Origin of the sequence: Leeia oryzae DSM 17879, from assembly GCF_000376945.1 — a bacterium.
Taxonomy (GTDB): Bacteria; Pseudomonadota; Gammaproteobacteria; order Burkholderiales; family Leeiaceae; genus Leeia; species Leeia oryzae.
The window spans coordinates 18,720-42,267 of the sequence record NZ_AQXU01000013.1; the positions used below are offsets into that span (position 1 = coordinate 18,720).

28 protein-coding genes are annotated in these 23,548 nt (G+C 54.7%); 13 read left to right on the forward strand and 15 right to left on the reverse strand.

Annotated features, from left to right (window positions below; genetic code table 11):
- Positions 1-90: 90 nt before the first annotated feature.
- The 3 genes from cls to F552_RS20900 form a co-directional block, all read right to left on the reverse strand.
- On the reverse strand, positions 91-1,515 hold the full coding sequence (gene cls, locus F552_RS0101645) for a cardiolipin synthase (RefSeq protein WP_018149971.1): 1,425 nt from the start codon (positions 1,513-1,515) through the stop codon (positions 91-93).
- Between the two features lie 62 nt (positions 1,516-1,577).
- Positions 1,578-1,736, reverse strand: a complete 159-nt coding sequence (locus tag F552_RS20275; protein WP_018149972.1) for a DUF3309 domain-containing protein — start codon at positions 1,734-1,736, stop codon at positions 1,578-1,580.
- Between the two features lie 47 nt (positions 1,737-1,783).
- Positions 1,784-2,125, reverse strand: coding sequence for a collagen-like protein (locus F552_RS20900; RefSeq protein ID WP_018149973.1), 342 nt, complete (start codon positions 2,123-2,125; stop codon positions 1,784-1,786).
- A gap of 348 nt (positions 2,126-2,473) precedes the next feature.
- Here F552_RS20900 and F552_RS0101660 point away from each other — a divergent pair, with 348 nt between their 5' ends.
- The 6 genes from F552_RS0101660 (at position 2,474) to F552_RS0101685 (ending at position 5,637) form a co-directional block, all read left to right on the forward strand.
- On the forward strand, positions 2,474-2,854 hold the full coding sequence (locus F552_RS0101660) for a hypothetical protein (RefSeq protein ID WP_156802192.1): 381 nt from the start codon (positions 2,474-2,476) through the stop codon (positions 2,852-2,854).
- Positions 2,855-2,986: 132 nt separating this feature from the next.
- Positions 2,987-3,691 carry a Crp/Fnr family transcriptional regulator gene (locus F552_RS0101665; protein ID WP_018149975.1) on the forward strand — a complete coding sequence of 235 codons (705 nt, stop codon included), beginning with the start codon at positions 2,987-2,989 and terminating at the stop codon, positions 3,689-3,691.
- Between the two features lie 62 nt (positions 3,692-3,753).
- Positions 3,754-4,026 (forward strand): hypothetical protein, encoded by a 273-nt coding sequence (locus F552_RS0101670; RefSeq protein ID WP_018149976.1) that lies wholly within the window; start codon positions 3,754-3,756, stop codon positions 4,024-4,026.
- A gap of 200 nt (positions 4,027-4,226) precedes the next feature.
- Positions 4,227-4,481, forward strand: a complete 255-nt coding sequence (locus F552_RS0101675) for a GlsB/YeaQ/YmgE family stress response membrane protein (protein WP_018149977.1) — start codon at positions 4,227-4,229, stop codon at positions 4,479-4,481.
- A 122-nt stretch (positions 4,482-4,603) separates the two neighbouring features.
- Positions 4,604-4,918: a BON domain-containing protein gene (locus tag F552_RS0101680; RefSeq protein WP_018149978.1), complete on the forward strand. Its 315-nt coding sequence runs from the start codon at positions 4,604-4,606 to the stop codon at positions 4,916-4,918.
- Positions 4,919-5,085: 167 nt separating this feature from the next.
- Positions 5,086-5,637: a DUF1003 domain-containing protein gene (locus F552_RS0101685; RefSeq protein ID WP_018149979.1), complete on the forward strand. Its 552-nt coding sequence runs from the start codon at positions 5,086-5,088 to the stop codon at positions 5,635-5,637.
- Here the strand turns inward: F552_RS0101685 and F552_RS0101690 are convergent.
- The 6 genes from F552_RS0101690 to F552_RS0101715 all read right to left on the reverse strand — a co-directional run bounded on the left by F552_RS0101690 (position 5,634) and on the right by F552_RS0101715 (position 8,702).
- Positions 5,634-6,026: a hypothetical protein gene (locus F552_RS0101690; protein WP_018149980.1), complete on the reverse strand. Its 393-nt coding sequence runs from the start codon at positions 6,024-6,026 to the stop codon at positions 5,634-5,636. The genes F552_RS0101685 and F552_RS0101690 overlap by 4 nt on opposite strands.
- Positions 6,023-6,466 carry a phage holin family protein gene (locus F552_RS18200; protein ID WP_018149981.1) on the reverse strand — a complete coding sequence of 148 codons (444 nt, stop codon included), beginning with the start codon at positions 6,464-6,466 and terminating at the stop codon, positions 6,023-6,025. The genes F552_RS0101690 and F552_RS18200 overlap by 4 nt, the downstream gene beginning before the upstream one ends.
- 9 nt (positions 6,467-6,475) lie before the next feature.
- Positions 6,476-6,778 (reverse strand): ElaB/YgaM/YqjD family protein, encoded by a 303-nt coding sequence (locus F552_RS0101700; protein WP_018149982.1) that lies wholly within the window; start codon positions 6,776-6,778, stop codon positions 6,476-6,478.
- A gap of 26 nt (positions 6,779-6,804) precedes the next feature.
- Positions 6,805-7,341, reverse strand: coding sequence for a ferritin-like domain-containing protein (locus F552_RS0101705; RefSeq protein ID WP_018149983.1), 537 nt, complete (start codon positions 7,339-7,341; stop codon positions 6,805-6,807).
- Between the two features lie 34 nt (positions 7,342-7,375).
- A complete protein-coding gene (locus F552_RS0101710; RefSeq protein WP_018149984.1) occupies positions 7,376-8,242 on the reverse strand; it encodes an OmpA family protein in 867 nt (288 codons plus the stop codon).
- Positions 8,243-8,324: 82 nt separating this feature from the next.
- Positions 8,325-8,702: a DUF4398 domain-containing protein gene (locus F552_RS0101715; RefSeq protein WP_018149985.1), complete on the reverse strand. Its 378-nt coding sequence runs from the start codon at positions 8,700-8,702 to the stop codon at positions 8,325-8,327.
- A gap of 262 nt (positions 8,703-8,964) precedes the next feature.
- On the opposite strand from F552_RS0101715, the gene F552_RS0101720 reads away from it, so the two are divergent.
- A complete protein-coding gene (locus F552_RS0101720; RefSeq protein WP_018149986.1) occupies positions 8,965-9,219 on the forward strand; it encodes a GlsB/YeaQ/YmgE family stress response membrane protein in 255 nt (84 codons plus the stop codon).
- A gap of 53 nt (positions 9,220-9,272) precedes the next feature.
- On the forward strand, positions 9,273-9,908 hold the full coding sequence (locus F552_RS19870; RefSeq protein WP_018149987.1) for a sterol desaturase family protein: 636 nt from the start codon (positions 9,273-9,275) through the stop codon (positions 9,906-9,908).
- Between the two features lie 39 nt (positions 9,909-9,947).
- Here F552_RS19870 and F552_RS20675 read toward each other — a convergent pair whose 3' ends face one another.
- Entirely contained in the window at positions 9,948-10,760 is an 813-nt protein-coding gene (locus F552_RS20675) for a Dps family protein (protein ID WP_018149988.1), read from the reverse strand.
- Positions 10,761-11,125: 365 nt separating this feature from the next.
- Between F552_RS20675 and F552_RS0101735 the strand changes: the two genes are divergently transcribed.
- The 3 genes from F552_RS0101735 (at position 11,126) to mgtA (ending at position 15,189) form a co-directional block, all read left to right on the forward strand.
- Positions 11,126-11,833 carry a Crp/Fnr family transcriptional regulator gene (locus F552_RS0101735; protein WP_018149989.1) on the forward strand — a complete coding sequence of 236 codons (708 nt, stop codon included), beginning with the start codon at positions 11,126-11,128 and terminating at the stop codon, positions 11,831-11,833.
- A 212-nt stretch (positions 11,834-12,045) separates the two neighbouring features.
- Complete coding sequence (locus F552_RS0101740) at positions 12,046-12,441, forward strand: hypothetical protein (RefSeq protein ID WP_018149990.1); 396 nt, start codon at positions 12,046-12,048, stop codon at positions 12,439-12,441.
- A 156-nt stretch (positions 12,442-12,597) separates the two neighbouring features.
- The gene (gene mgtA, locus F552_RS0101745; protein ID WP_018149991.1) at positions 12,598-15,189 is read left to right on the forward strand and encodes a magnesium-translocating P-type ATPase; all 2,592 of its coding nucleotides are present in this window, start codon (positions 12,598-12,600) and stop codon (positions 15,187-15,189) included.
- Positions 15,190-15,216: 27 nt separating this feature from the next.
- On the opposite strand, the gene F552_RS0101750 is transcribed toward mgtA, so the two are convergent.
- Positions 15,217-16,689: an RNB domain-containing ribonuclease gene (locus F552_RS0101750; RefSeq protein ID WP_018149992.1), complete on the reverse strand. Its 1,473-nt coding sequence runs from the start codon at positions 16,687-16,689 to the stop codon at positions 15,217-15,219.
- Between the two features lie 310 nt (positions 16,690-16,999).
- Here F552_RS0101750 and F552_RS18210 point away from each other — a divergent pair, with 310 nt between their 5' ends.
- Together F552_RS18210 and F552_RS0101760 are read left to right on the forward strand one after the other, a co-directional pair.
- Positions 17,000-19,546 carry a sensor domain-containing protein gene (locus F552_RS18210; protein WP_018149993.1) on the forward strand — a complete coding sequence of 849 codons (2,547 nt, stop codon included), beginning with the start codon at positions 17,000-17,002 and terminating at the stop codon, positions 19,544-19,546.
- Between the two features lie 204 nt (positions 19,547-19,750).
- Positions 19,751-20,404, forward strand: coding sequence for a peroxiredoxin (locus F552_RS0101760; RefSeq protein WP_018149994.1), 654 nt, complete (start codon positions 19,751-19,753; stop codon positions 20,402-20,404).
- A gap of 84 nt (positions 20,405-20,488) precedes the next feature.
- Here the strand turns inward: F552_RS0101760 and F552_RS0101765 are convergent, their stop codons facing one another.
- The 4 genes from F552_RS0101765 to F552_RS0101780 form a co-directional block, all read right to left on the reverse strand.
- Positions 20,489-21,388 (reverse strand): transporter substrate-binding domain-containing protein, encoded by a 900-nt coding sequence (locus tag F552_RS0101765; protein ID WP_018149995.1) that lies wholly within the window; start codon positions 21,386-21,388, stop codon positions 20,489-20,491.
- A 193-nt stretch (positions 21,389-21,581) separates the two neighbouring features.
- Complete coding sequence (locus tag F552_RS0101770; RefSeq protein ID WP_018149996.1) at positions 21,582-22,046, reverse strand: DUF7793 family protein; 465 nt, start codon at positions 22,044-22,046, stop codon at positions 21,582-21,584.
- A 91-nt stretch (positions 22,047-22,137) separates the two neighbouring features.
- Positions 22,138-22,482: a ribbon-helix-helix domain-containing protein gene (locus F552_RS18215; RefSeq protein WP_051078240.1), complete on the reverse strand. Its 345-nt coding sequence runs from the start codon at positions 22,480-22,482 to the stop codon at positions 22,138-22,140.
- A 59-nt stretch (positions 22,483-22,541) separates the two neighbouring features.
- Positions 22,542-23,123: a DJ-1/PfpI family protein gene (locus F552_RS0101780; protein WP_018149998.1), complete on the reverse strand. Its 582-nt coding sequence runs from the start codon at positions 23,121-23,123 to the stop codon at positions 22,542-22,544.
- Positions 23,124-23,548 lie beyond the last annotated feature (425 nt).

Genomic DNA, 23,548 nt, shown 5'->3' on the forward strand with positions numbered 1-23,548 from the left:
GTGGTGGTGGCGTATGAGCCGGCAACAGGCCGCTCGTCGTGATCCGGTTCAGTACATCAGACGCAGCATGCTGTCCAGCATGCTGGCGGTTCACAGCCAGTACTCCCAGATTCGGGCAAAGGTTTCTTTGAGATGCTGACCCAACGAGCGATGCAACCATTTTTCCAGGGTAATTTCATCGGATTCCGCCAGGTCTTTGTCAAACATGGCTTGTAGCTGATTGCCAAATTCGCTCCCCAGCACCACCGCGTTCAGTTCATGGTTGTGCAGAAAGCTGCGCCAGTCCAGATTGGTGGAGCCGACCGTCGCCCAGACACCATCAATGAGCGCCGTCTTGGCGTGCAATATCACCCCGCGGCGTTCATAGATTTTGATGCCGGCGCGTAATAACTGCTCGTAGTAACCATGGCCTGCGTTGAGTACCAGCCAGGAGTCCGTCTGGCTCGGGAGAATCAGTTTGACATCGACCCCACGCCCGGCTGCCGCAATGAGCGCAGCTAGCAGTTGCGGGTCCGGGGCAAAATAGGCATTGGTCAGCCGTATGCTGGTTTCTGCACTGCCGATGGCAGAGAGCAGCGTGGCATAGATCAGGCTGTAAGGCTCATCTGGCGAGCTACCAATGGCACGGACAACCTGTTTGCCGGCGTGTACGGGGGGCGGGTAATAGTTTTTGGCTGCTAACGGACTGCCTTTCTGGTTCTCCCAGGTGGCAAGAAACAGTTTCTGCAACTCGGCCACCACCGGCCCTTCTAACTGCAGGTCAGTATCGCGCCAGGTCGGGGTACTGCCGTCTGACTGGGGGTGGGATGCACGGGTGAGCGAGCTGCCGGAGTAGACCCCGCTGATATTGATGCCACCCAAAAATGCAATCCGGCCATCGACAATCAATAGCTTCCGGTGATCGCGCTGGTTGAGTGTCCATGTCTTGCGGCTGACCAGCGGGTTGAGGGGGTTGAATTCGAGTACCTGGATGCCACTGTCAGCCAGGCGCTGAAAGAACGCCGCCGGGGTGCTCAGGGTGCCGAGGCTGTCGTGAATCAGGTTCACCTGTACGCCTTGGCGCTGCTTGTCGATCAGGGCTTGTGCAAAGCGCTGGCCAACCGTGTCGTCATCCATGACGTAGGTTTCGATGTTGATATGGTCCTGCGCCGACTGGATGGCCGCGAACATGGCCTCATACGTGGCTGGCCCGTTTTGCAGCAACTGTACCTGGTTGTCCGTGGTCAGCGGACTGCCGACAATGGCTTCTTCCAGCGCAAGATGGCGTTCAAAAATATTGGTTGTCTGCCCACTGCTGTTGAGATGGTCAAGAATGGCTTTGCTTTGGGTGGCCGACAGCGGCCCATGGAGACCATCGAGCTGGACTGGCCGGTCTGAATGCAGTGCCAGATCCGGCACGATGGTGGGCAGGCTGCTACAGCCTGTAAATAGGCCAAACAGGCACAGCAAACCGAGCCAGCGAACGATGGCGACTGCCTGATATCGCACAGATCGGAACGAAGGGACGGATGCCATGTTTGCTGTCCTGTGTTTGGCCGCAGATGGAGGATGCGTCTGGATGACGGTTACTATCCTGCCTAAATCCTGCCGGCCAGCAGCAGAATGACCAGAATGAAGATCACGATCCCCACCCCGCCGGATGGCCCGTATCCCCAGCCCCGGCTATGTGGCCAGGCCGGAATGGCGCCGATCAGCAGCAGAACCAGAAGAATCAATAAAATGGTGCCTATGCTCATGATGTTCTCCTTGATGTGTTGATTGCCAAGCTGTGCAACCGTCCGCTTCAGTAGGCGGATTCAGCAGGTGGCTGTACCACAATGACAGTGGTGTCTGTGCCGGTTTTACCGGTAGCCCCACTGGCCCCCGTTTCACCGGTACGGCCTTTGTCACCCGTTGTACCTTGTGCCCCTGTATAACCCTTGTCGCCCGGTACGCCTTGCGCTCCGGTATAACCATCAGCACCCTGAGAACCGGTCTCTCCTGCTGGGCCGGCAGGCCCGGGTACCGGTACGGCCACCACGGTGGGGTCAGGTGCGGCAGCAGGCACTGCGATGACCGTAGGCCTGTCGCAAGCACTCAGTCCTAATACGGTGATCAATGCCAATAGTGTTATCGAATGTTTCATGGGGTGTCCTTTAAAAGCGCGTAAAGCCAGGTTGGCGTAACCGTCTTCTCTGTGTGCGCTCCCGTGTCTGAAAGTCATGGGGCGCACTTTGTATAAGGACAGCGTAGGCGTATGCCATGCACAGTTCGGTGCGCCAGCGAACACATTGGGTAAATTAATGCGGGAGACGGTAGCTGAAGGGTGCGCCAGTGGCCGATCAACGCCATCCATGACGGCGCTGACGCAGGCGTATCGGGCTTGGTTCGTTAGCGAACAGACGGCTATGCGCTTTGGTTGCATTGTCATAGCTGTGACAACCTCCCCGATACGCCACATGTTGCGGCAAGCGGGGCTCAGTCAGAGGCTTGTATGAATACCTATACGCACAAATACAGAACGACTTCCATGCCGCATTACGCATTTTCTGCATTCGGGACGCCCAGCGGACCAGACAGCTCAGCGGTGGTTACTGCACCGGTCGAGCCAGAGGATGACGGATATGAAGATCACCCCTTGTATCCATTGCATTGGCAAACCACGCCCACCCGGGAAAAATTCCAGACCAAAAAGCTGCATGCAGCCGCACCGCATGCAAATGGTGGTGGCAAGCATGGCGCCAATCGCCGCTCGTCTGAAGAAGATCGCCCGCAAAAACAGCACGGGTCACCCAAAGACCGTTACGACTTTGCGCTGGATGCAACGGATACACACGGCAAAGTGAAAACCTCGCGGCATGGCAGTGCAAGATAACGTCACCACGCTGCCATGACAGGCACCACCCGTCTTCACAGAGGCCACTCTGGATGCTTACCCGGCTGACGCAGTTGGCCGGTTTGCCGCCGGCGTGGCTGCCCGCTATTTCTGAATACAAAGAGGGTCTCCATGCTACCAACGCTGGTTCCAGAAAATAATGGTCTGCTTTCCGCCTTGCCGCACAAAGATCGCCAACGATTACTGGCGTTGTGTGAACCGGTAACACTGGCTTTTGCCGACGTACTTTCCAGCCCTGGCGAGCGGATTCGTCAGGTGTATTTTCCGACGGGCAGCATTATTGCCCTGAGTGCGCCCCTGGATGACCAGGTCAGCCTGGGGGTAGGGTTGGTGGGGGACGAAGGCATGCTGGGTGTTTCGCTCATTCTGGGCGTCAGCCGTGCCCTGCAACATGCTGTCGTACAGGGGGCCGGCTCTGCCTTGCGCATGGACCGGGTACCTTTCTGTCAGGCGCTCAAGCACAGCGAACCCCTGCAAGACGCACTAAAGCACTATTTGTATGTGCTCATGGTTCAGCTGGGCCAGAGTGCCGCCTGCTCGCACTTTCATGTGGTGGTGGTGCGTTTGGCGCGCTGGTTGCTGATGACGCAAGAGCGAGCCCATTCGGACCATTTTCATGTGACCCATGAGTTTCTGGCTGGCATGCTGGGGGTACGCCGTGTCGGCATTACCAAGGCAGCCATGGCGCTACATGACCAGCATCTGATCAGCTATAGCCGGGGCGAAATCCGGATACTGGATCAGCACGGGCTGGAGGATGCGTCCTGCGGGTGTTACGAGGCCGACAAGGCCATCTATGAACGTCTGATGGGCTAGCGGGAACCCGGCATGACATGGTTGCACATATCCCGCCATTCAATTTTGCAGGAGAACGTCTCATGAGCACGCATCTATTACTCCCCCCGCTGGAAACCGGCGAAACGGGCGGCTTGCACCGTCACCTGACCACGCTGGAAGCCGCGCTGGATTATGCCCTGATCAAAAAGGGCAGTGCCCGAACGCCAAATCGAGAAACCTGGCAAGTCACGTTTACCGCACTGGCCAAAGCCGCCAGTCGCCGGAGTACGTCTGCAGACATGTCAGTGGCACACCGTCTGCTGGCAAGCGCCATAGACGAGACCTTGCGGGCGAGAGAGTCCCGGGCTTCCTGACCAGGCAGCAGATGCCCCTGTTTATGTACGCTAGCGTACCGACAGCCAAGTGTCAGGCGCATAGCCTAGCAGTGTTATCCCTTGATTCCAACCAAACGGCAGGCCGACCGGTGAAACACGCCTGCGGAATCTCCCTGTACGTGATTCAGGCAGGCGGTCATCTGCCTGAGCCGGCGACTACTTCATAAGGACTTCTTATCATGACATTACTGATCTGGATTTTACTGGGCTTAATCGCCGGCTTTATCGCCAGCCTGATTGTCAGTGGTTCGGACAAAGGGCTCATCATGGACATCATTCTCGGTATTGTGGGGGCTGTCCTGGGGGGCTGGATTTTCAGCCTGTTCGGCAAAAGCGGTGTGACCGGCCTTAACGGATACAGCCTGCTGGTCGCCGTGGTCGGTGCGATTGTGCTGCTGGTGCTGTCACATGCATTCAATCGCCGGTTTCACTGACCGTATCTCGCTCTGGGTACGGATATCAATTAACCCCCCGTTGCCTGTCTGTATCCCTGTTTCAGGATGGGGCCAAAGCTTGTCACCATTTTTATCTACTATCTAACGCAGGAGGCAACATCATGAAACAAGTCGCAAAATATCTGTCCACCATTCTTATCGCCGTGTCGGCACTCAGCATGGTCGGGTGCGCTTCTACGGCCAGACACGAAGGCACTGGCGAATACATGGATGATACGGTCATTACCACCAAGGTAAAGGCAGCCATCTTTGATGATCCAATGGTCAAAGTATTCGAAATCAAAGTCGAGACCTTCAAGGGTGTGGTTCAGCTCAGCGGTTTTGTGAGCTCGCGTACCGCGGCAAACCGGGCGATTGAAATCGCACGCGGCATCCGTGGCGTGGTTTCCGTCAAGGACGACATGCGGATCAAATAATTACGCTGTATTAACGGGGTGTATTGCGGCCACCTCCGGCGTCATGTCCGGGCGTGGCCGCAATACGTTGATGTACCCACGCAGGATCATCGCCGCGTGGTAACACCCGGCGGGCAAGCAGTTGGTAGTAGATGGCCCGGCCGGATGACGCTATCTGGAGTGCAATCATGCAAAGAACCAACGAGGTAGCAGCAAAACTCTTGGGTGTGCCTTATGAATCGCTGGATGAACGTGCCCAGAAAGTGGCGCGCCATATTGCAGAGCGCAAGCACATCGCAAGAAATATCGTGAAAGAGCGGGAGGAAAAGTCAACGCGCGGCCAGCGTGCGGCAGACCGTGTGACGGCGTTTGGCGGCTCATGGCTGTTCATTTCTCTTTTTGTATTGACCATGGTGGTCTGGATTGGCTTGAACTCGTTCGTACTGGCCCGGTATGGCAACCGCTTTGATCCGTATCCGTATATTCTGCTGAATCTTTTTCTCTCCATGCTGGCAGCCATTCAGGCCCCCATCATCCTTATGTCGCAAAACAGGCAAACCGAGAAAGACCGCATGAGCGCAGAGCATGACTATGAGGTTAACCTCAAGGCCGAGCTGGAAATCATGTTGCTGCATGAAAAAATGGATGCACTGCGGGAAGAACAATGGACAGAACTTTTGGCAATTCAGCGAGAGCAGATTACCTTGCTGAAAAATCTGCTGGTCACCAAAGCGGTTTAAGAAGCAGGACGGGCCGGTGGGGCGGATGCGGGTGGGCTCTCCGTGCGGGACAATGCACGGTGATTGGCATACCAGAGCGTCAGGATACCGAGCGGGATACCAGCTAGTACCAAGGCTTTGATGCGCGTATGCCGTTTCAGAAAAATGAAAGCCTGCACCCCGAGCGACATCAGCCGAGGGTAACCCGAGATGATAGACGCCGCTTCGCCCATCGGGCTGGCCAATAGGGTTAACGACATGGCGACGCGTTGCAGCAGCGTCACCCTGTGCCACTCGAAGGCCATCAACGCGTAGGTACCCGCCATGTCGTTGCGATACTGGCGGCTATCGCGGATTAGTCTGGCTTTATGCAGGGACAAAGCAAGAAGCGCTGCGCGGGTGGTTTTCATGGCAAGGGTTCCTCTGGGGGGGGGGCACTTGCGGCCGGGGGATGCCCGGCTTGCAGCACTTGCCGGTCGGCTTCAAACTCGGCCATGGACGCCGGCATGGATAATCGGCCCAGCCGGATCTCACTCAGGATATACATGAACAGCACCAGACTTACCACGGCGAACAGTATCGCCAACAAAGCCAGGCTGATCCAGCCCAGCTGTGCCCAGGTAAGATACACCAGCAACAGGCTGGCGTACGCAATGGCAAACCAGGCTGACATCACTGCCATGGAAAACAGGATAAACAACCGTATCAGCTGGTGACGTACTTCAGAGAACTCGATGGCAAGCAGTTCCAGCCGGGTCAGCAGCAGACCCAGCCCGTTCCTTGCCAGACGAATCAGCCCCGTGCGCAAATCGGGCGCACGGGGCGGCAGGGTTTTATCTGGCGGGTTCATGGCATCTGCCTATTTGCGGCCAATGAGGAGGCCGGTGACCAGCCCGATACCGGCGGCAGCGGCAATCACGCGCCAAGGGTTTTCTTTCACGTAGTCATTGGTCGACGTTGCGACTTCCTTGCCGAGCACCACGGCATTCTCTTGCAGGGTTTGCGCCTTTTTCATGGCGATATCCAGCAGATTCATGCCACGGTGGCGATAATCATCAGCTGTTTCTCCGGTGGCTGTGGCGGCGTTATGAAACAGGTCCTGGGCATCTTTGACCAGTGCCTGAAAGTCGGCATTCATGGTATTGGGTGTATTGTCGGTCATGGTAGTTTCCTTGGGTTTGCCTGCGTTCAGGCTAAAAGGTCACGCATGTCATCTGCGTGCTGTTCTTCGGATGCCATGATCAGGGTCAGCATCTGGCTGGTGGTCGGGTCTTTGTCCCCGATGAAGTGAATCATCTGCCGGTATGCTTCGATGGCAATCCGTTCTGCAATCAGGTTGGCTGTGATCATGCCCTTGATCTGGATATCATCGTTGTATTCGGCATGGCTACGCTCGATGAGCGTGGCAGGGTTAAAGTCTGGCTGGCCATTGAGCTGGACGATGCGCTCGGCCAACAGGTCGGCATGTACTTGTTCTTCCTGGGCATGGCGCAAGAATTCCGTCTTGATCGGACCATTTTGCAGGCCATTGGCGATGAAATAATGGCGCTTATAACGCAATAAACAGACAAGCTCGGTCGCCAGCGCGTTATTCAGCAGTTTGATCACTTCTTTTCGGTCGGCCTGATACCCTGGCGTCACGGCCCCGTCAGTGATATTGCTGGCCGCTACACGCAGCGCGGCCTTATCAATCAGGATCAGAGGTGTTGATGGGTTATTTGGCATGGTTCTCTCGTTCGGTAAGGTGGGCAGGGACGAACTAGCGCGGGGTCAGCCGGCCAGCTTCATCAGACAACACAATCTCGACCCGGCGGTTTAGCTGCCGGTTGCTGTCACTATCGTTTGCAGCGACCGGAAACTCTTCCCCGTAGCCTCTGGTTTCGATACGGTCTCTGGTTACCCCCATGCCAAGCAAGGCGGAGAGGACAGCATCGGCGCGTCGTTCGGACAAGCCCTGGTTGTAATCTGCCGTGCCTACGCTATCGGTAAAGCCTTCTATCAGCAGGTGCCGCTGTGGATTGTCATGCAGAACATCGGCGATTCTTTGCGCATTGCGCATGCCATCCGGCGTCAGGCGTGACAGGTCAGTACCGAACAGCACATCCCCGAAGGTAATGACGATCCCTCGTTGGGTTTTCTGAGTGGCCATACCGGCAAGTTGAAGCTCCAGCTGGGCGTTGCGTTCCTCACTGGCTTGCATGGCGAGTTGCGTATCCCGGTTTTGTGCGTTGGCCAGTTTTGCAGCTGCCCAGGATTGATCAGCTTCATCGGTCCGTTGGGCCAGTAAGAGGCTATTGCGTTCTGCCGTTGCATCGCGGCTATCTGCTTCGGCCTGTTTTTGCCGGGCCACCTGTTGTGTGAGTTCAATTTTCTGTCTGGCCAGGTAAGCCAGCCGGTCAATTTCTGCGCTACTTTTATGCTGTGCCGCAGCGCCATTGGCCATGGCCAGTGCATCGCTCGCGTCTCGTAATTCAAGCGGCGCATATTGCATGACGGCGGGGTTTCTTTGTGCCATCTGATATTCTTCCTGGGTATGTTCCAGCAGGCTGGTACTTCTGGGTGTGGTGCCGCACGCGGTTAAAATACCGGCAAACAGCAAGAGAGCAGGTGTCAGGTTTCTTCTCATGATGTATTCCTTCAGGGTGGTCGTCAGGTGGCGCTACGATGCGGTTCCTGCCTTGGGTCTAAGGGGGCCAGCCTGCCGATGTTTACGGTCCCACCGGGTCATTGCCTGCCGTCAATGTATAGATATCGTGCCGTAGTGCATTTCTGATGCTTTCCGCTTTGGCGGCATTGGCTTTGCCTTGGGCCAGCCGCGCATCCACTTCTGCTTCTTTGGCCAGCGCGCTGGCCATCTGATAATCTTTTTGTGCCAATGCAGCTCGCGCACTGGCCAGTTTTTCTTTTGCCAGATTCATTTCAAACCCGGCATGCTGTGTCGCATGAAGCGTTTCGGCCTGGTTCATGGCTGCGCTTGCCATCGCAATATCCCGTCTGGCTGGCGTGGCCAGGCTGCTACAGCCTGCCATCAGCTGCAAAAACAGCGTGACCAGTAATGCTGATCCCCATCGTGCTTGTTTCTTCATGGTGTTTCCCCGGAAAAAGCCGCCCTTGACGTTAAATCCGTCCGGCCCTTCTTCAGTAGCTACAGTTATAGGCTGCTTTAACAGATGCATCGGTACGTTGACGCACATAGCGTCGTCACGATGTGTTCTTTACTGGCAGGCATATCCGCTTGTGTTTCCTACCGCACCGACAGAACTGACCGACTCACGGTTTCATAAGAGGGTTAATGGACCTCGCTACGCATCTTTGATCTGTCAATGTCCGGAATGAAAGGAGGGCAGGATGTCACTGCTCGCATGGATTGCTTTGGGTGTTTTCATCGGCTTAATCAATAGCAAGGCATTCAAACGCCCTGATACCAATAGGCTGGTAGATATTTCGCTGGGCGTGACGGGCGCAATGTTTGGTGGCGCCATATTTTCTGAGTATGAAGTGGCAGGATTTACCGGCATCGATTTTTACAGCCTGATTGCAGCGGCATTTTGCGCCATTCTCGCTTTGATACTGTATCGGGCCTGTTTGAAACTGCCAGTCTGAGGCCGCAGTGACCGGGCTTTAGATGCACTGGCCAGGAGAAAAGAGTCGAATGTATGTATCTGTTTAAACTGGAGCACAGCAGAACGGCCTATCTCACGGACTTTGCGCTATATGCGCTGGTGGTGCTGTTGCTGGCATTGTTTTTGATGCTGGGCAGTCCGGTTCAGCACCGGGTTACATTGCTGGCCATGGTCTTGCTAGGCTTGATGGGGTGGGGGTTGGTAGAGTACCTGCTGCACCGCTTTGTCTTGCACGGCGTGCGCCCGTTTAGCGACTGGCATGACGCGCATCACCAGCGTCCAGCCGCGTTAATCTATACACCGACCTTGCTCAGTGTCGGGCTGATCGTGATATTGGTTTTTTTGCCCTGGCTATGGTTAACCAATGTCTGGGATGCCACGGCGGTGACGCTCGGGCTGCTGGGTGGTTATTTTGAATATACGCTGACCCACCATGCCATTCATCACTGGCGCAGCCATTCCGCCTGGCTAAAACAGCGCAAATTGTGGCACGGCAGACATCATTACATCCATTCAAATCTGAGCTGTTTCGGGGTGACAAGTACCTTCTGGGATATCGTGTTTAATACAGGTAAAGAAAACCGCATGAACCTGTCGCAATCGTTACGATTACTGGGGATTACCTGCGGGTTTACCTTATTGCTGGGGGTCATTTATTTTACGCACTAGCCAATATCGCTTTATGTGGTATTGGCTAGTGTTAACGGGTCAGGTGCCATCCATGCGGCCATGGCAGCTGGCCTCGAATAACGCGCGGACACGTCCTTCGGCTTTGTCTGTCCATTTGGCCAGATGGGTCATGCTGCCAAGGTCACTGTGCTCTTCGCAAACCATATAGGCATCTTTGAGAAACGCGATCAGCAGTTTGTTGTCTTCGCGCAGTTCGACCAGCATTTCCTGCACGGACAGAGTGTCGGCATCGTTATCCAGCAGGCGCTGTTTCTGGCTGATGTGTCCGATAGAGCGCAGGGTATTTCTGCCAACCTTGCGGACACGTTCTGCGATGAGGTCAGTCATGCCGATCAGTTGCATGGCCTGCTGACCCAGCATGACATGGTAAGCAAAGAAATCCGGGCCATGCATGTGCCAGCGAAAGCCCTGGGTTTTCAGGTACAAGGCAAAAACATCGGCTAGCAGCGGGTTGAGGACGCTTGTTATGTCATTACTTGCCAGCGGATGAAAATCCGTCTGCATGACCTGCCGGACAATATGTGGCCGGACCTGCGGATGCGGCGTGCGTGCGTCACCGGTCGGGATGGACGTGATGATGGGGTGGATATCTTCTTTTGTATTGATGGTGGTACATACAGCCTGCGAGTCGTGATCATCTTCTATCCCGCAGGGCAAACCACTGAAGAAGTAGGGCGTCGGGATGATGCCTGCCTCTGCCGGGGTGGTCTGCGTTGGGTCGAGGGTTTCTGGCATCCGCTGGTTGGGTTGCCGCGCTTGTTCAGGGGTCCTGAACTGTGACCAGCGTCGGTCATTGTGTGGCTGTGGGGTAGAAATAAGGTTGGTCATCATGGGTTCTCCAGTATTGCGCAGGGTTTGGTGAAGGAAATGAAATGAAGGGAAGGACGGCTGAGTAGCGGTATGGTTCATCGTGCCACAGTCACCTATTGGATTCTGTGCGCTGACGAACGCAGGGTTTCTGATTGGTCCGGGCATGGTCAAGCATCAAGAAAATACCAACACAAGGCAGAGATACCGGTTGTACGGTTACCAAACCGGTATGATGGTGGTATGCTGGACTTATGTGCCTTAGCGTACATAAGTCCAGCAAGCCTCCATCTATCCATGTGCGATACTGCACAAAGCATGTTGTCATCGTCAGTTGTCTGTACCCGTAAAGCGTTAGTTTTTTCATTCATATGACGCAGGAGATGCCTATGGCACCCAGACAGAATCAATTGTTATCCGTTCTGCCACCAGAGCAATGGGAACGGATTCAGGATCAGCTTGAGCTGATCGACATGCCGCTTGGAAAAGTGATTTATGAGTCAGGCAGCAAGCTGTCTCATGTGTACTTTCCGACTACCGCCATCGTGTCTTTACTCTACGTGATGGAAAACGGTGCCTCGGCCGAAATCGCTGTGGTCGGCTTTGAAGGCATTGTCGGCGTGTCGCTCTTCATGGGGGGGGAAACTACCCCCAGCCGGGCGGTGGTCCAAAGTGCCGGCCAAGGTTACCGGCTAAAAGCGAGTCTTCTGATGCAGGAGTTCAACCGGGGCGGGCCAGTCATGCACTTGCTGTTGCGATACACCCAGGCATTGATTACCCAGATGTCGCAAACCGCGGTGTGCAACCGTCACCATTCACTTGACCAGCAACTGTGCCGCTGGCTGTTGCTGAGTCTGGACCGGCTGGCATCCAACGACCTGGTCATGACACAAGAGCTGATCGCCAATATGCTAGGAGTGCGCCGTGAGGGTGTGACAGAAGCCGCCGGACATTTGCAGGAAGCAGGACTGATTGCCTATCGTCGTGGCCAGATTACCGTGCTGGATCGCGCAGGTCTGGAAAAACGCACCTGCGAATGCTATGCCGTGGTGAAAAAAGAGTACGACCGCCTGTTACCCCTGACTACCGCCACCTGACCATGCGTGGCCCGGCAGGCAAGGTTGTATGTTTGGGGTAACTGGTTGTTATGGATGACTTTTCTGACCTCAAGCGTGAGTGTGATGCGCGATGCTAGTTATCGCGTTGCAGACGTTTTGCCTGATGCTGTTGAGTCCCGTCCATGTTTGATATACATCAGTAGCAAGCTATCCGGGCAGGCATAGACTGAAATCTTTGCAAGGAGACAATCATGGCTTTTCACCACGCAGTCGTATGGATTGATCACCGGGAAGCACACATCATTCATTTCAACGCGGAAGACAGTACGGTTGAAATCGTGAAGACGCATTCCAAGCAGGCGCATCTGCATCATCACAGCGGTACGCTCGGTAGCGGCAAAGCCCCTACAGACCATACCTTTCTTCATGAAGTGGTTCAAAACATGGCGGATGCAGCAGAGATATTGGTGGTGGGGCCAGGTTCAGCCAAGCTGGAATTGATCAAGCATGTGCACACGCATGACCCGGCCATCTCGGACAATATTCTGGGGGTAGAAACCGTAGACCACCCGAGTGACCCGCAAGTGCTGGCATACGCCAAAAAGTATTTTTTGAAGGTAGACAACCTGCGTGGTGATCGTTTCTGATCATGCTCACATGTGGTTGAAATGATCTGTTAACTCAGGCAGCAGGGAGCAGACCATCCGTACGATGATGTCTGCTCGCCACCCCGGACGCCATGTCACGCCATGCATTGGCGTGCATACCGGCTGGGGTGGCATGTTTTCTCAAGGAGAAAACCCATGCGTTGGTTAAACCGGATGTTTCCACCTGCCTCCACCACAGATTCCCGCCAACCCGCAGTGCCCGATGCTTACTGGAGCCTGCCCGCAGACAAACTGATGGGCATGCTGGGCGCAAAGCCCCAAGGTTTTTCCCAGCGTGAAGCGGCCGACAAGCTCAAGCGGTATGGCCCTAATGCGCTCGATACCAAAAAACACGCCACCGCCCTTGGCTTGTTCTTCAACCAGTTCAAAAACCCGTTAGTGTTGATCCTGATCGTGGCTTCCGTCATTTCGATGGTCGCTTCAGAATGGATCGATGCCGGCGTGGTGCTGGCCATCGTCTTTGGTAGCACCATCCTGGGTTTTGCCCAGGAGTTTATCGCTGGCAATGCCATCGAAAAGCTCCGTTCCAAAGTCACCATACACTCGAACATCCTGCGTGATGGTCAACCGCATACCTTGCCTTCCTACCGGGTGGTACCGGGCGATGTGGTGCTGTTGTCTGCCGGTAGCCTGATTCCGGCAGATGGGCTGGTGCTGGAAGCCAATGATTTCTTCGTCAACCAGGCTGTCCTGACCGGCGAGACCTTTCCGGTTGAAAAACGGGCAGGGGAGCTTGCGGCCAACGCATCGCTGGCCGAGCGCAGCAACTGTGTCCTGATGGGCACCAGTGTCAGCAGTGGTTCTGCCCGGGTGCTGATTGTGCATACCGGCAAATCCACGGTCTTTGGCCAGATTGCCGACAAGCTGGCATTGCGCCCGCCAATGACCGAATTCGAGCGCGGCATCCAGCGTTTTGGCTATTTGCTGACGCGCATCATGCTGGTGATGGTAGTGGTGGTGCTGGCGGTGAACATCTTCATGGCCAAACCACCCATAGCATCACTCCTGTTTGCACTGGCACTGGCGGTCGGGCTCACCCCGGAACTGCTGCCGGCCATTGTCAGTATCACGCTGTCGCATGGGGCCAAGCGCATGGCCAAACTCGGGGTGATTGTCCGCCGGCTGAATTCGATCGAAAATCTCGGCAGCATGGATGTCTTGTGCACGGACAAAACCGGTACCTTGACGGCGGGTGTGGTCGAGCTGGATGGTGCGGTGGATATTGACGGGCAAGCCAGCGAGACGGTATTGCGACTGGCGGGCATGAACGCCCGCTTTCAGACCGGGTTGTCCAACGCGCTGGACGAAGCCGTGAGTGCCGCCGTGACCAAGGCGGGCATCAACTTTGATGCTGTTCAGAAACTGGACGAGATTCCCTACGACTTTGTCCGTAAATGCCTGTCAGTGGTGGTGAGCGATGCCAAGGGCGAGCGCACCCTGATTACCAAGGGGGCGCTCGACAAGGTGCTGGCGCTTTGTAGCCATGCCGGCACAGAAACAGTACCGCTGGATCAAGCCGCCAGAACCAGTATCGAATCCCGCTTTGATGCGTGGAGCGAGCAGGGGTTTCGTGTACTGGGCGTGGCGTCACGCGTAGTGGAGTCGCGTAGCGGGGCTTACACGCGAGAGGACGAGACAGGGCTTTGTTTTGCTGGTTTCCTGCTGTTTCTGGATCCGCCCAAACCCGATGTCCGCCAGGTTATTCTGGATCTGGCGCAGCGTGGCGTCCAGCTCAAGATCATTACCGGGGACAACCGCAAGGTGGCCCGGCACGTGGCAGAAACGGTGAATTTGCCCGTTTTAACGGTCATGACGGGGCGAGAGCTCAACGATATGGGGGACGATGCCCTCATTCACGCCGCCTGGAACACATCGGTCTTTGCAGAAGTAGACCCCAACCAGAAAGAACGCATCATCCTGGCGCTCCAGAAAACCGGGCATGTTGTCGGTTATATGGGCGATGGCATAAACGATGCACTGGCCCTGCACACGGCAGACGTGGGCATTTCGGTAGATACGGCGGTGGATGTCGCCAAGGACGCGGCGGATTTTGTATTGCTGCGCAAGGATCTGGATATCTTGCGCCAGGGTATTGATGAAGGGCGGATGACCTTTGCCAATACGCTCAAGTATATTCTGACCACGGTCAGTGCCAACTTTGGCAACATGTTCAGCATGGCCGCGGCATCGCTCTTTCTACCTTTTCTGCCGCTGCTGGCCTCCCAGATTTTGCTCAACAACTTTTTATCGGATATTCCCGCCACCACCATCGCCAGTGACCGTGTCGACCCGGAGTGGGTCGCCAAGCCGCGTCGGTGGGATACGATATTTATCCGGGACTATATGGTGTTGTTCGGCCTGCTGAGTTCCCTGTTCGATTTTCTGACCTTTGGCACGCTGCTATGGCTGTTTCAGGCAGCGCCAGAGGAGTTCCGTACCGGCTGGTTTCTGGAATCTCTGCTGACCGAGCTGGTCATCGCGCTGGTGGTACGTACCCGGCGGCCATTCTACAAAAGCCGGCCCGGGAATCTGCTGCTGGTCAGTACCGTGATCGTGATCGGCATTGCCTTGATCTTGCCGTATCTGCCCTTCAGTGCCATCTTTGGTTTTGTGCCGCTGCCAGCCCCGCTCATGTTGGGGATGGTCGGCTTAACCTTGGGCTATGTGGTGACCGTTGAAGCCGCCAAGAAACGTTTTTATGCGCGGGCAGTCAACGCAAACAATTAGGGGGCATCCATCACCGATCGAACCGGTTTAATGCTCCAGCACAAAATCAATGAATCCTCGTTCAACTGACGTGGATACCAGCCGTACACGCACGGATTGCCCGACTTTGAGCGAGGGCAGGCTGCCCTTGAGTCGCCCCTCTGCCGGTGGGGCAAAGATACGTACCCAGGTGCCCTTGTCGCTGTGTCCTGTAATGAGGGCATCGAACCGCTGGCCAATGCGGGAATGCAATAGCAGTGCTGCTTCTGATTTACGCATCTGGCGCTCGACCTTTTTGGCCGCATCCTCTTGCGAGGTACAGTGGGTGGCCAGTTCATCCAGCTCATCGTTGGTATAGGGCGGTTTGGTGCCGGTAATGGCCGCCTTGAGCAGACGTAAGGTCACCAGGTCAGGAAAGCGCCGGTTGGGCGCCGTCGAGTGCATGTAGTCCTGCACTGCCAGACCAAAGTGGCCAATGGGGGCGCCATGGGGATGTTCCACCACATATTCTCCAGACCCCATCAGTTTGACGATGACCAGCGACAGGTCCGGAAATCTGAGCGGGTCTGTCTTGTGCTGCTGGGCGAGAAATGCTTCCAGTGCCTTGCCATCCGGTTGTGCCGGCAGGGTGACACCGTATTCGTGTGCCACGTCGACAATGCGCTGCCAGCGCTCAGGCGAGCGGACAACCCGCCGGAGCGATGCACTGCCTTGTTCGGCCAGAAACCGTGCGGTACAGCCATTGGTAGCAATCATCAGTTCTTCAATCAGCTGCCGGGCACGGTTCTGCACCTGTTGCCGGATATCGGTGATCCGGTCATCTTGAAACAGCGCCTTGGGCTGAAACGTTTCGAACTCCAGCGAGCCCTGTGCACGGCGCAGCACCCGCAATTTCTGTGCAAGCTCATCCTGCATGCGTAACTGGGCATCCATGCCGGGGATGCGCGCCGCCGCAGCAGGCAAATCTCCTTTACCCTCAATCCAGTCAGAGACTGCATCGTAAGCCAGTTGCGCCTTGTTGCGTACCAGCGCCCGGTAGAGGGTCGCACTTACCAGTACGCCATCATCGGTAAAGGTCATCTCGTTCACCAATGCCAACCGGTCTTCGTCTGGGTTAAGCGAGGTCAGGTTGGTACTTAGCTGCTCGGGGAGCATGGGGAAAATACGGGCAGAGGTATACACCGAGGTGGTATTCAGCCGGGCATGCGCATCAATCTCAGTCCCTTTTTTCACCAGCGCATCTACGTCGGCAACGGCCACAAATACGCGAACCTCACCATGCGATAACGGCGCTATGGTACTCAGCTGGTCAAGGTCGCGGGAGTCATCATTGTCAATCGAGCACCAGAGCAGACGGGTCAGGTCACGTATGCCGGGGTCACTGTCACGGGCCGGGGCAGTTAGCAGGCTTAACTGTTGCAGCACCTCAGGGGAGAATTCCGGTTCCAGTCCGCGACTGAACATGGCCCAGGTGGCGATGGTCGCCAGATTGATACGGTGGTTGCTAAGTGTTCCGCGCATGTCTCACCTCTTTGGCTGTCAGCGGATGCCCGCTGATTCGATTGTCCGCCTTGCCTGGCATCTTGTCACGGACTCATCCGGATGCTGGGGGCAAACCAGAAAGGTTGGCAGGTACACGAATGTTCACGTCGGCGTTGGTTGCACACGCATGACTCGGGTTTGCTTGTCTGTACGATAAACGAACGACAATATTTTGCCCCCCAATACATTTAGCACATAGATCAACCGGGCTTAGATGCTATAACTCACCTATGGTTGTGCAATCTGTGCTTGGTATAATCAGTCATAATCCGCGGATGGAACATAAAGCATGATGGATGGTACCCAAATACCAGATAAAGCTGGCGCTGCGCTCGATGAAAGCAGTATTGCCAGGTTATTGCTGCTTGGTTCCGGTATTGGCACCTGGGTCTGGAATATCCAGACCGGTGAGACGCGTTTTAACGAGCGTTGGGCACAGATTATCGGGTACACCCTGGCAGAGCTTGGGCCAACCAGCATCGATACCTGGGTAAAGTACACCCATCCCGATGACCTGGCTTTGTCCAACCAGATGTTGCAACGCCATTTTAGCGGGCTGGATGCGCATTACGAATGTGAAGCCCGCATGCGCCACAAGGATGGTCACTGGGTAAAAATTCTGGATATGGGCCAGGTGCTGGTCTGGGATGATCAGGGCAAACCTCTGTGGATGTTTGGTTCGCATCTCGACATCACCTCCAAATGGCTTGCAGAGCAGTCTCACGATGAATTGCTGGACCGGCTGCAGCGGTTATCGGCACATTTACCTGGTTTTTTGTATCAGTATCGCGTCCGGCCTGATGGCACTTCACATTTTCCCTTTGCCACGCCGGGTATTTCTGCTGTCTATGGCTGCACGCCGGAAGACGTTGCGCAAGATGCCGCCCCGGTATTTGCCGTTCTGCACCCGGATGATATTGGCCGGGTAGCGGCCAGCATCCATGAATCTGCCAAGACCCTCACCCCATGGATTGATCGTTACCGGGTCTGTCACCCGGTCCGCGGGGTGCTCTGGGTAGAGGGTAATGCCGGCCCGGAAAAAGAGGCGGATGGCAGCATCATCTGGCATGGCTATTTGCGGGACGTTACGCTCGAGCAGATGCACGATGAACAGTTGAAGCTGCTGTCTACCGTGTTTGCCGCCAGCCAGCAGGGCATCATGATTGTCGATGCACAGGTAAACATTGTGGAAGTGAACGATGCGTTTACCCGCATCACGGGATACACACGAGAAGAGGTGCTGGGCAAGCAGCCTTCTTTGCTCAGTTCTGGCCGGCAGACAAAAGATTTTTATCATCTGCTATGGTCAGACGTGAGCCAGAAAGGACGCTGGCAGGGAGAAATCTGGAACAGGCGCAAAAGTGGCGAAATTTATGCAGAATTACTGTCCATTGATACGGTAAAAGACGAGCAGGGTCATCTGCAAAACTATGTGGCCATCTTTACCGATATCAGCCAGATCAAGGCCTATCAGAATGAACTGGAGCGGATTGCCCATTTTGATGTCCTGACCGGGCTTCCCAACCGGCGGTTGCTGGGTGACCGACTGGAAATGGCCATCAACCACGCCAGAAGCAGGGGAGAACTGGTAGCGGTCAGTTTTCTGGATCTGGACGGCTTCAAAGCCATCAATGATTATTATGGCCATGCCATCGGTGATCATGTACTGGTGGTTTTGGCGGAAAGAATGCGCAAGGTCATTCGCGGGCACGATACCATTTCCCGGATCGGCGGCGATGAGTTTGTGCTGCTGATGACCGAAATCCATTCGTATATTGATGCGCTGGAAATTATCGAACGGGTATTGGTGTCTTGCAGCGAGCCCATTACCTTGCCGGATTCTTCAGATACCGTGTCTATCTCTGCCAGTATTGGGGTCGCGCTCTATCCGGATATCCAGTTTGCCGACGAGTTGCTGCGATGTGCGGACCAGGCCATGTACCGTGCCAAGCAGCAAGGGCGCAATTGCTTTGTACTCTTTGACGCGACCAAGGAAGACGCCCAGCGCGAGCGCCACCAGTTGCTTCGGCAAATTGAGTCCGCGCTGGAGAACCATGAGTTCGAACTCTTTTACCAGCCCAAAATCAACGTCATGTCCGGTCTGGTCAGGTCCACAGAAGCACTGATTCGCTGGCGTCAACCCGATGGCAGTTACCGCGCGCCGGGTGAGTTTATCGACGTCATGTATGGTTACCCGGTCGAGCTGAAAGTAGGCCGATGGGTCATCGAGACGGCTGTGCGCCAGTACCACGAGTGGCACAGTCAGGGCCTGACCTTGCCCGTCAGTATCAACGTCTCTGTAGACCACCTGCTCAGCAAGACCTTTGTTGGCGATCTGGCAACCATTCTGAAACAGTATCAGATTGCACATCCGGAGCATCTCACGCTAGAAATCCTGGAAACCTCGCAAATTGATGATTTCCAGCGGGTGAGAGAACGGTTGCTGGACTGCAAAGTGCTCGGGGTACGTTTTTCGCTGGATGATTTTGGTACCGGATATTCGTCACTCACCTATATGCGGCAGTTACCGGTAGACGCCTTGAAAATCGACCAGAGTTTCGTCAAAGGCATGCTGAGCAATCCGGAGGACGAGAGCATCGTGCAGGGGATTATCGCGCTGGCGCATGCATTTGATCGTGTGGCCATTGCAGAGGGGGTCGAGACCCTGGCGCACCTGCAAAGCCTCAGGGCGCTGCATTGTGATGCCGCCCAGGGATATGGCATTGCCCGTCCCATGCCTGCCTTGCTGATCCCGGAATGGGTTGCGTCATGGAACCATTCGCTGGAAACAAGCTCACTGATGGACATGCTCCCGAAACAAGGCAATCCCCCTTGAGGCCTTGGTTCTGCTTGTCTGTAAATCTTTGAACATAAACAAAAATATCTGATTTCCCCGCATGTCGGTGTATCGGCGTCTTTTTCAGACATACGCCAGCGTACGGTATGCGGGTTCATGTAAACCGGCGGTCCGCATTACATCGACATTACCGTCCAAGTCAGGCAAACTATTAGTTCGTCATGTTCATCGGAGGTAAATTCCATGTCTTTGCGAATCAATGATCTGGTCCCCAACTTCAAGGCTGATACTGATCAGGGACCTATAGATTTTCATGAATGGATCGGCTCTGGCTGGGCCATTCTGTTTTCTCATCCAAAAGATTTTACGCCTGTTTGTACAACCGAATTTGGCGCAGTAGCGACGCTTGCGGACGAATGGGCCAAGCGGGGTACCAAGGTCATTGGCGTCTCTGTCGATGGTGTGGAAGCCCACAAAAAGTGGAAAGGGGACATTGAGGGGTTCTGTGGCAGCAAGGCCGGCTTCCCCATTATTGCCGACGAAGGTCTGGCGGTCTCCAAAGCGTTTGACATGCTACCTGCTGAAGCCTACCTGCCGGATGGCCGTACCGCTGCAGACACGGCCACGGTCCGCTCGGTATTCATTATCGGGCCGGACAAAAAACTCAAACTGTCCATGACTTACCCAATGTCGGTAGGCCGCAATTTTGCAGAGGTGCTACGTGCACTGGATGCCTTGCAACTGACCTATAACGTACCACTGGCGACACCCGCCAACTGGACGAGCGGGCAGGATGTCATCGTGGCACTATCGCTTAACGATGACCAGGCTCGCGAGAAATATGGCAGTATCGATATCAAACTGCCTTACCTGCGCACCACAAAAGCCCCAGGCTAAGGTGACGCGCAGCTAACACATGCAACGCTGCGATGCGGTGGGTAACCACGCATCGCGGTGAGGTGCATATGTTCGCAGATGCGTTCACTGAGCCGGATTAAACCAGAACTCGGCCTGATCATAGGGCTGCGGCGTGGTCAGTCTAGGATTGGGGATCTTGAAGAGTTTTCGCTGTTTGAGGTTCAGTGATGCCAGTACTTTGCTGAATTCTGCCCTGAACATCTGGTCGAGGGTACCATTCTTGATCAAGAGGCGCATGCCTTCTTCTACCCGTTTGGCCCTAAGCAAACCGTTGTCGGTTTTGGGAAAGAAAAAATACATCGGCAGCGGGTAGTAAAGCATCAGCTGGTTTTCAATCATCATGTCCGGAAATTTGTTTCCAAACGTGATCATTTCATCTGCCACCTCGTTTACGCCGCGGCCAATTGCATCAAAACGCCCGAACATCAGCATCGGGAACAGGCTTTCATAGGTGCTTGCCGGGGTCACATTAAACCCCGCTGCCTTGTAGATACTGACGTCAGACCAGTCAGCCCCTTGCCCGACCGTGAACTGCTTCAAGTCTTCCAGTGACGCTACCCGAGAAAATTTGGGCTGGTCTTCCGCACGAATCAGAAAGACCCGATACCCGATCAGCCCTTTATCAATGGGGATTTTGACCGGGTATAAACGCTTTTCCAGGTCGTCGGTAGAGTCGAGCACCATGGTATTGATCAGTCCGCGGTCAGACGTCATCTCGATGACCTGGCGGCTCTCGGTCATGCTCTTGGCAGACTTTATCTGGTAGGCCCCGTATTTGAATCTCGTGATGTCCAGTGCGGCCTTCAATACCCGCCAATGGTATGCATAACGCTTGTCATCCGCACTTTCCGGGCCATTATGAATAAATACATGTTCCATGGCCCTGGCGGCATGCACGCTGGGAATGCAGCAGAAACATAAGGCAGACAACACCAGCAATCGGGCGATATGCAATGGTTTCATATTGGTTTTGCCCTGGTTTCAAGATGCTGAACAAGAGACATCCGACAAGTGCCGGTCGTCCTGCACATGTCCTTCTTATTATCTTAGTGCGTAAACCGAAGTTTTGACAGGGGAGATTCCGGGGGCTGCAAGAGCACATTTGACATCCATGCCCGGATAATGACTGATTGGCAAGGAGAAGCGTCTTATCCTGTTATGGGATTTCATGGTAAATAAAACGGGCAAGCCAAGGCACAGCTTCTTCCTCTGTATCAAAAATGAATAACGGGAAGGGGGGCTTGTTGACCTTGAGGTGGATATTGATCAAGTGCTGGATGTACCACTCGGTGGTGACATAGGCGACTGCGGTGGTAATGGAACGATAGCGTTCTTCATGCATCACGCTGGTCTGATTCGGTGTTACAACGGGGCGCCCCGTCATGCTGACCAGTACAGGGGTAGGAGTTCGGGTAATCGCCAGACGACGTTCAACGACACTCAGCAGGCCTTCTGTCGACAACACAGGGTTGTGACCATAGTTGACCCGCATGATCCCATCCTTGCCTAAGTGAACCTTGGGGAAGGTGGTGGTGTCTGGATTCGTCATGTCTTCTTTATCTGGATTCATTGGTTCGATCATGTAGCGCGCAAGCAAAAAGCGCTGTGCATGATACTCCATATTATAAAGATTTCTCCTTCAATGATTCGTTATAAAAAATATAAGCTGTTTTGTCTGTAGTTATTTATCGTGTTTTTATGTCTGGGCAGGTTTACATATGCCGTGCCGGTGGCGCATGTTGTAGCACCGGCATGGTCTCCACCACGGCCAGGCTTGGGCGTTCACCGGGTTTTTGATGTCGCAAGGTCAGGTATCGCAGGCAGGTCACACGCAGAAAAGAGGCAAAGTTGTCTACCTCGCCACGGTATTCAATGATCTCGCCATACAGTTTGGTCACCAGCTGGTTCGTGGTCATGCCCTCAGACCCGGCCAGCTCAGCCAGAATGTCCCAAAACAGGTTTTCCAGACGGATCTTGGTCACAAAGCCATGAATGCGTAGCGATCGGGACCGCGACTCATACAAAATGGGGTCAGCCTTTACGTAGATTTCACACATCATCCCCTCCGGATAATACAACGGGTGGCGTGAGATGCAGATGCCACCCGCGGCCATCATCAAAGTTCGATACGAGTACCCAACACTTGCAGGAACTTGGCCAGCCAGTCAGGGTGGGCAGGCCAGGCGGGTGCAGTTACCAGATTACCATCAATGTGTGCCTTGTCGACCGGGATGTCAACAAAGTTGCCACCCGCAGCTTTCACCTCTGGTCCGCAAGCCGGATACGCACTGCAGGCGCGCTCTTTGATGACGCCAGCAGCGGCCAGTAATTGCGGGCCATGGCAGATGGCTGCAATTGGTTTGTTTTGCAAGGCAAAATGCTGGACGATGGCAATTACCTCGGGGTTGAGGCGCAGATATTCCGGGGCACGTCCGCCCGGAATGACCAAGGCATCGTAATCTGCTGCCTTGATGCTATCGAAAGAGGCGTTCAGCGTGAAATTGTGCCCGGGTTTTTCGCTGTACGTCTGATCGCCTTCAAAGTCATGGATTGCGGTACGAACGGATTCTCCTGCCTTTTTGCCGGGGCAGACGGCGTGTACGGTGTGTCCTACCATCAACAGGGCCTGAAAGGGGACCATGGTTTCATAGTCCTCTGTGTAGTCACCTGTCAGCATGAGTATTTTCTTTGCAGCCATGGTATCTCCTCTGTCTGGTTGTTGTTCGCACTGCATCCTGATGCCAGTACGTAAAACATTATGCGCGCAACCACCGGGTATGCGGGTAGCATCCGGCTGCTACTCGACAGCTATTTCAAGGCACTGCCAAAGCGGGGCATTCGCACACGGCGGGTCTGGCGTTTGTGTGCGTTGCTCAATCTGCAAATCCGCTACACGGCACAAGAGAAATGTGCAAATAGTAATATGCTTATTGTTATATATTCTAAATACGGTTTTTCGAAGGCTGACAGACGTTTTGTTTTTTAACTTGTTGATATAAAAATATAAATTTAATCTCAATCCATAATTTATATGGAAAATATTTGTGATAAATATGTTTATTTATTTCCAACAGGAATATAAAATCCTTCTCATTGTTTAACGTTATTGTCCGTCTGACCGCA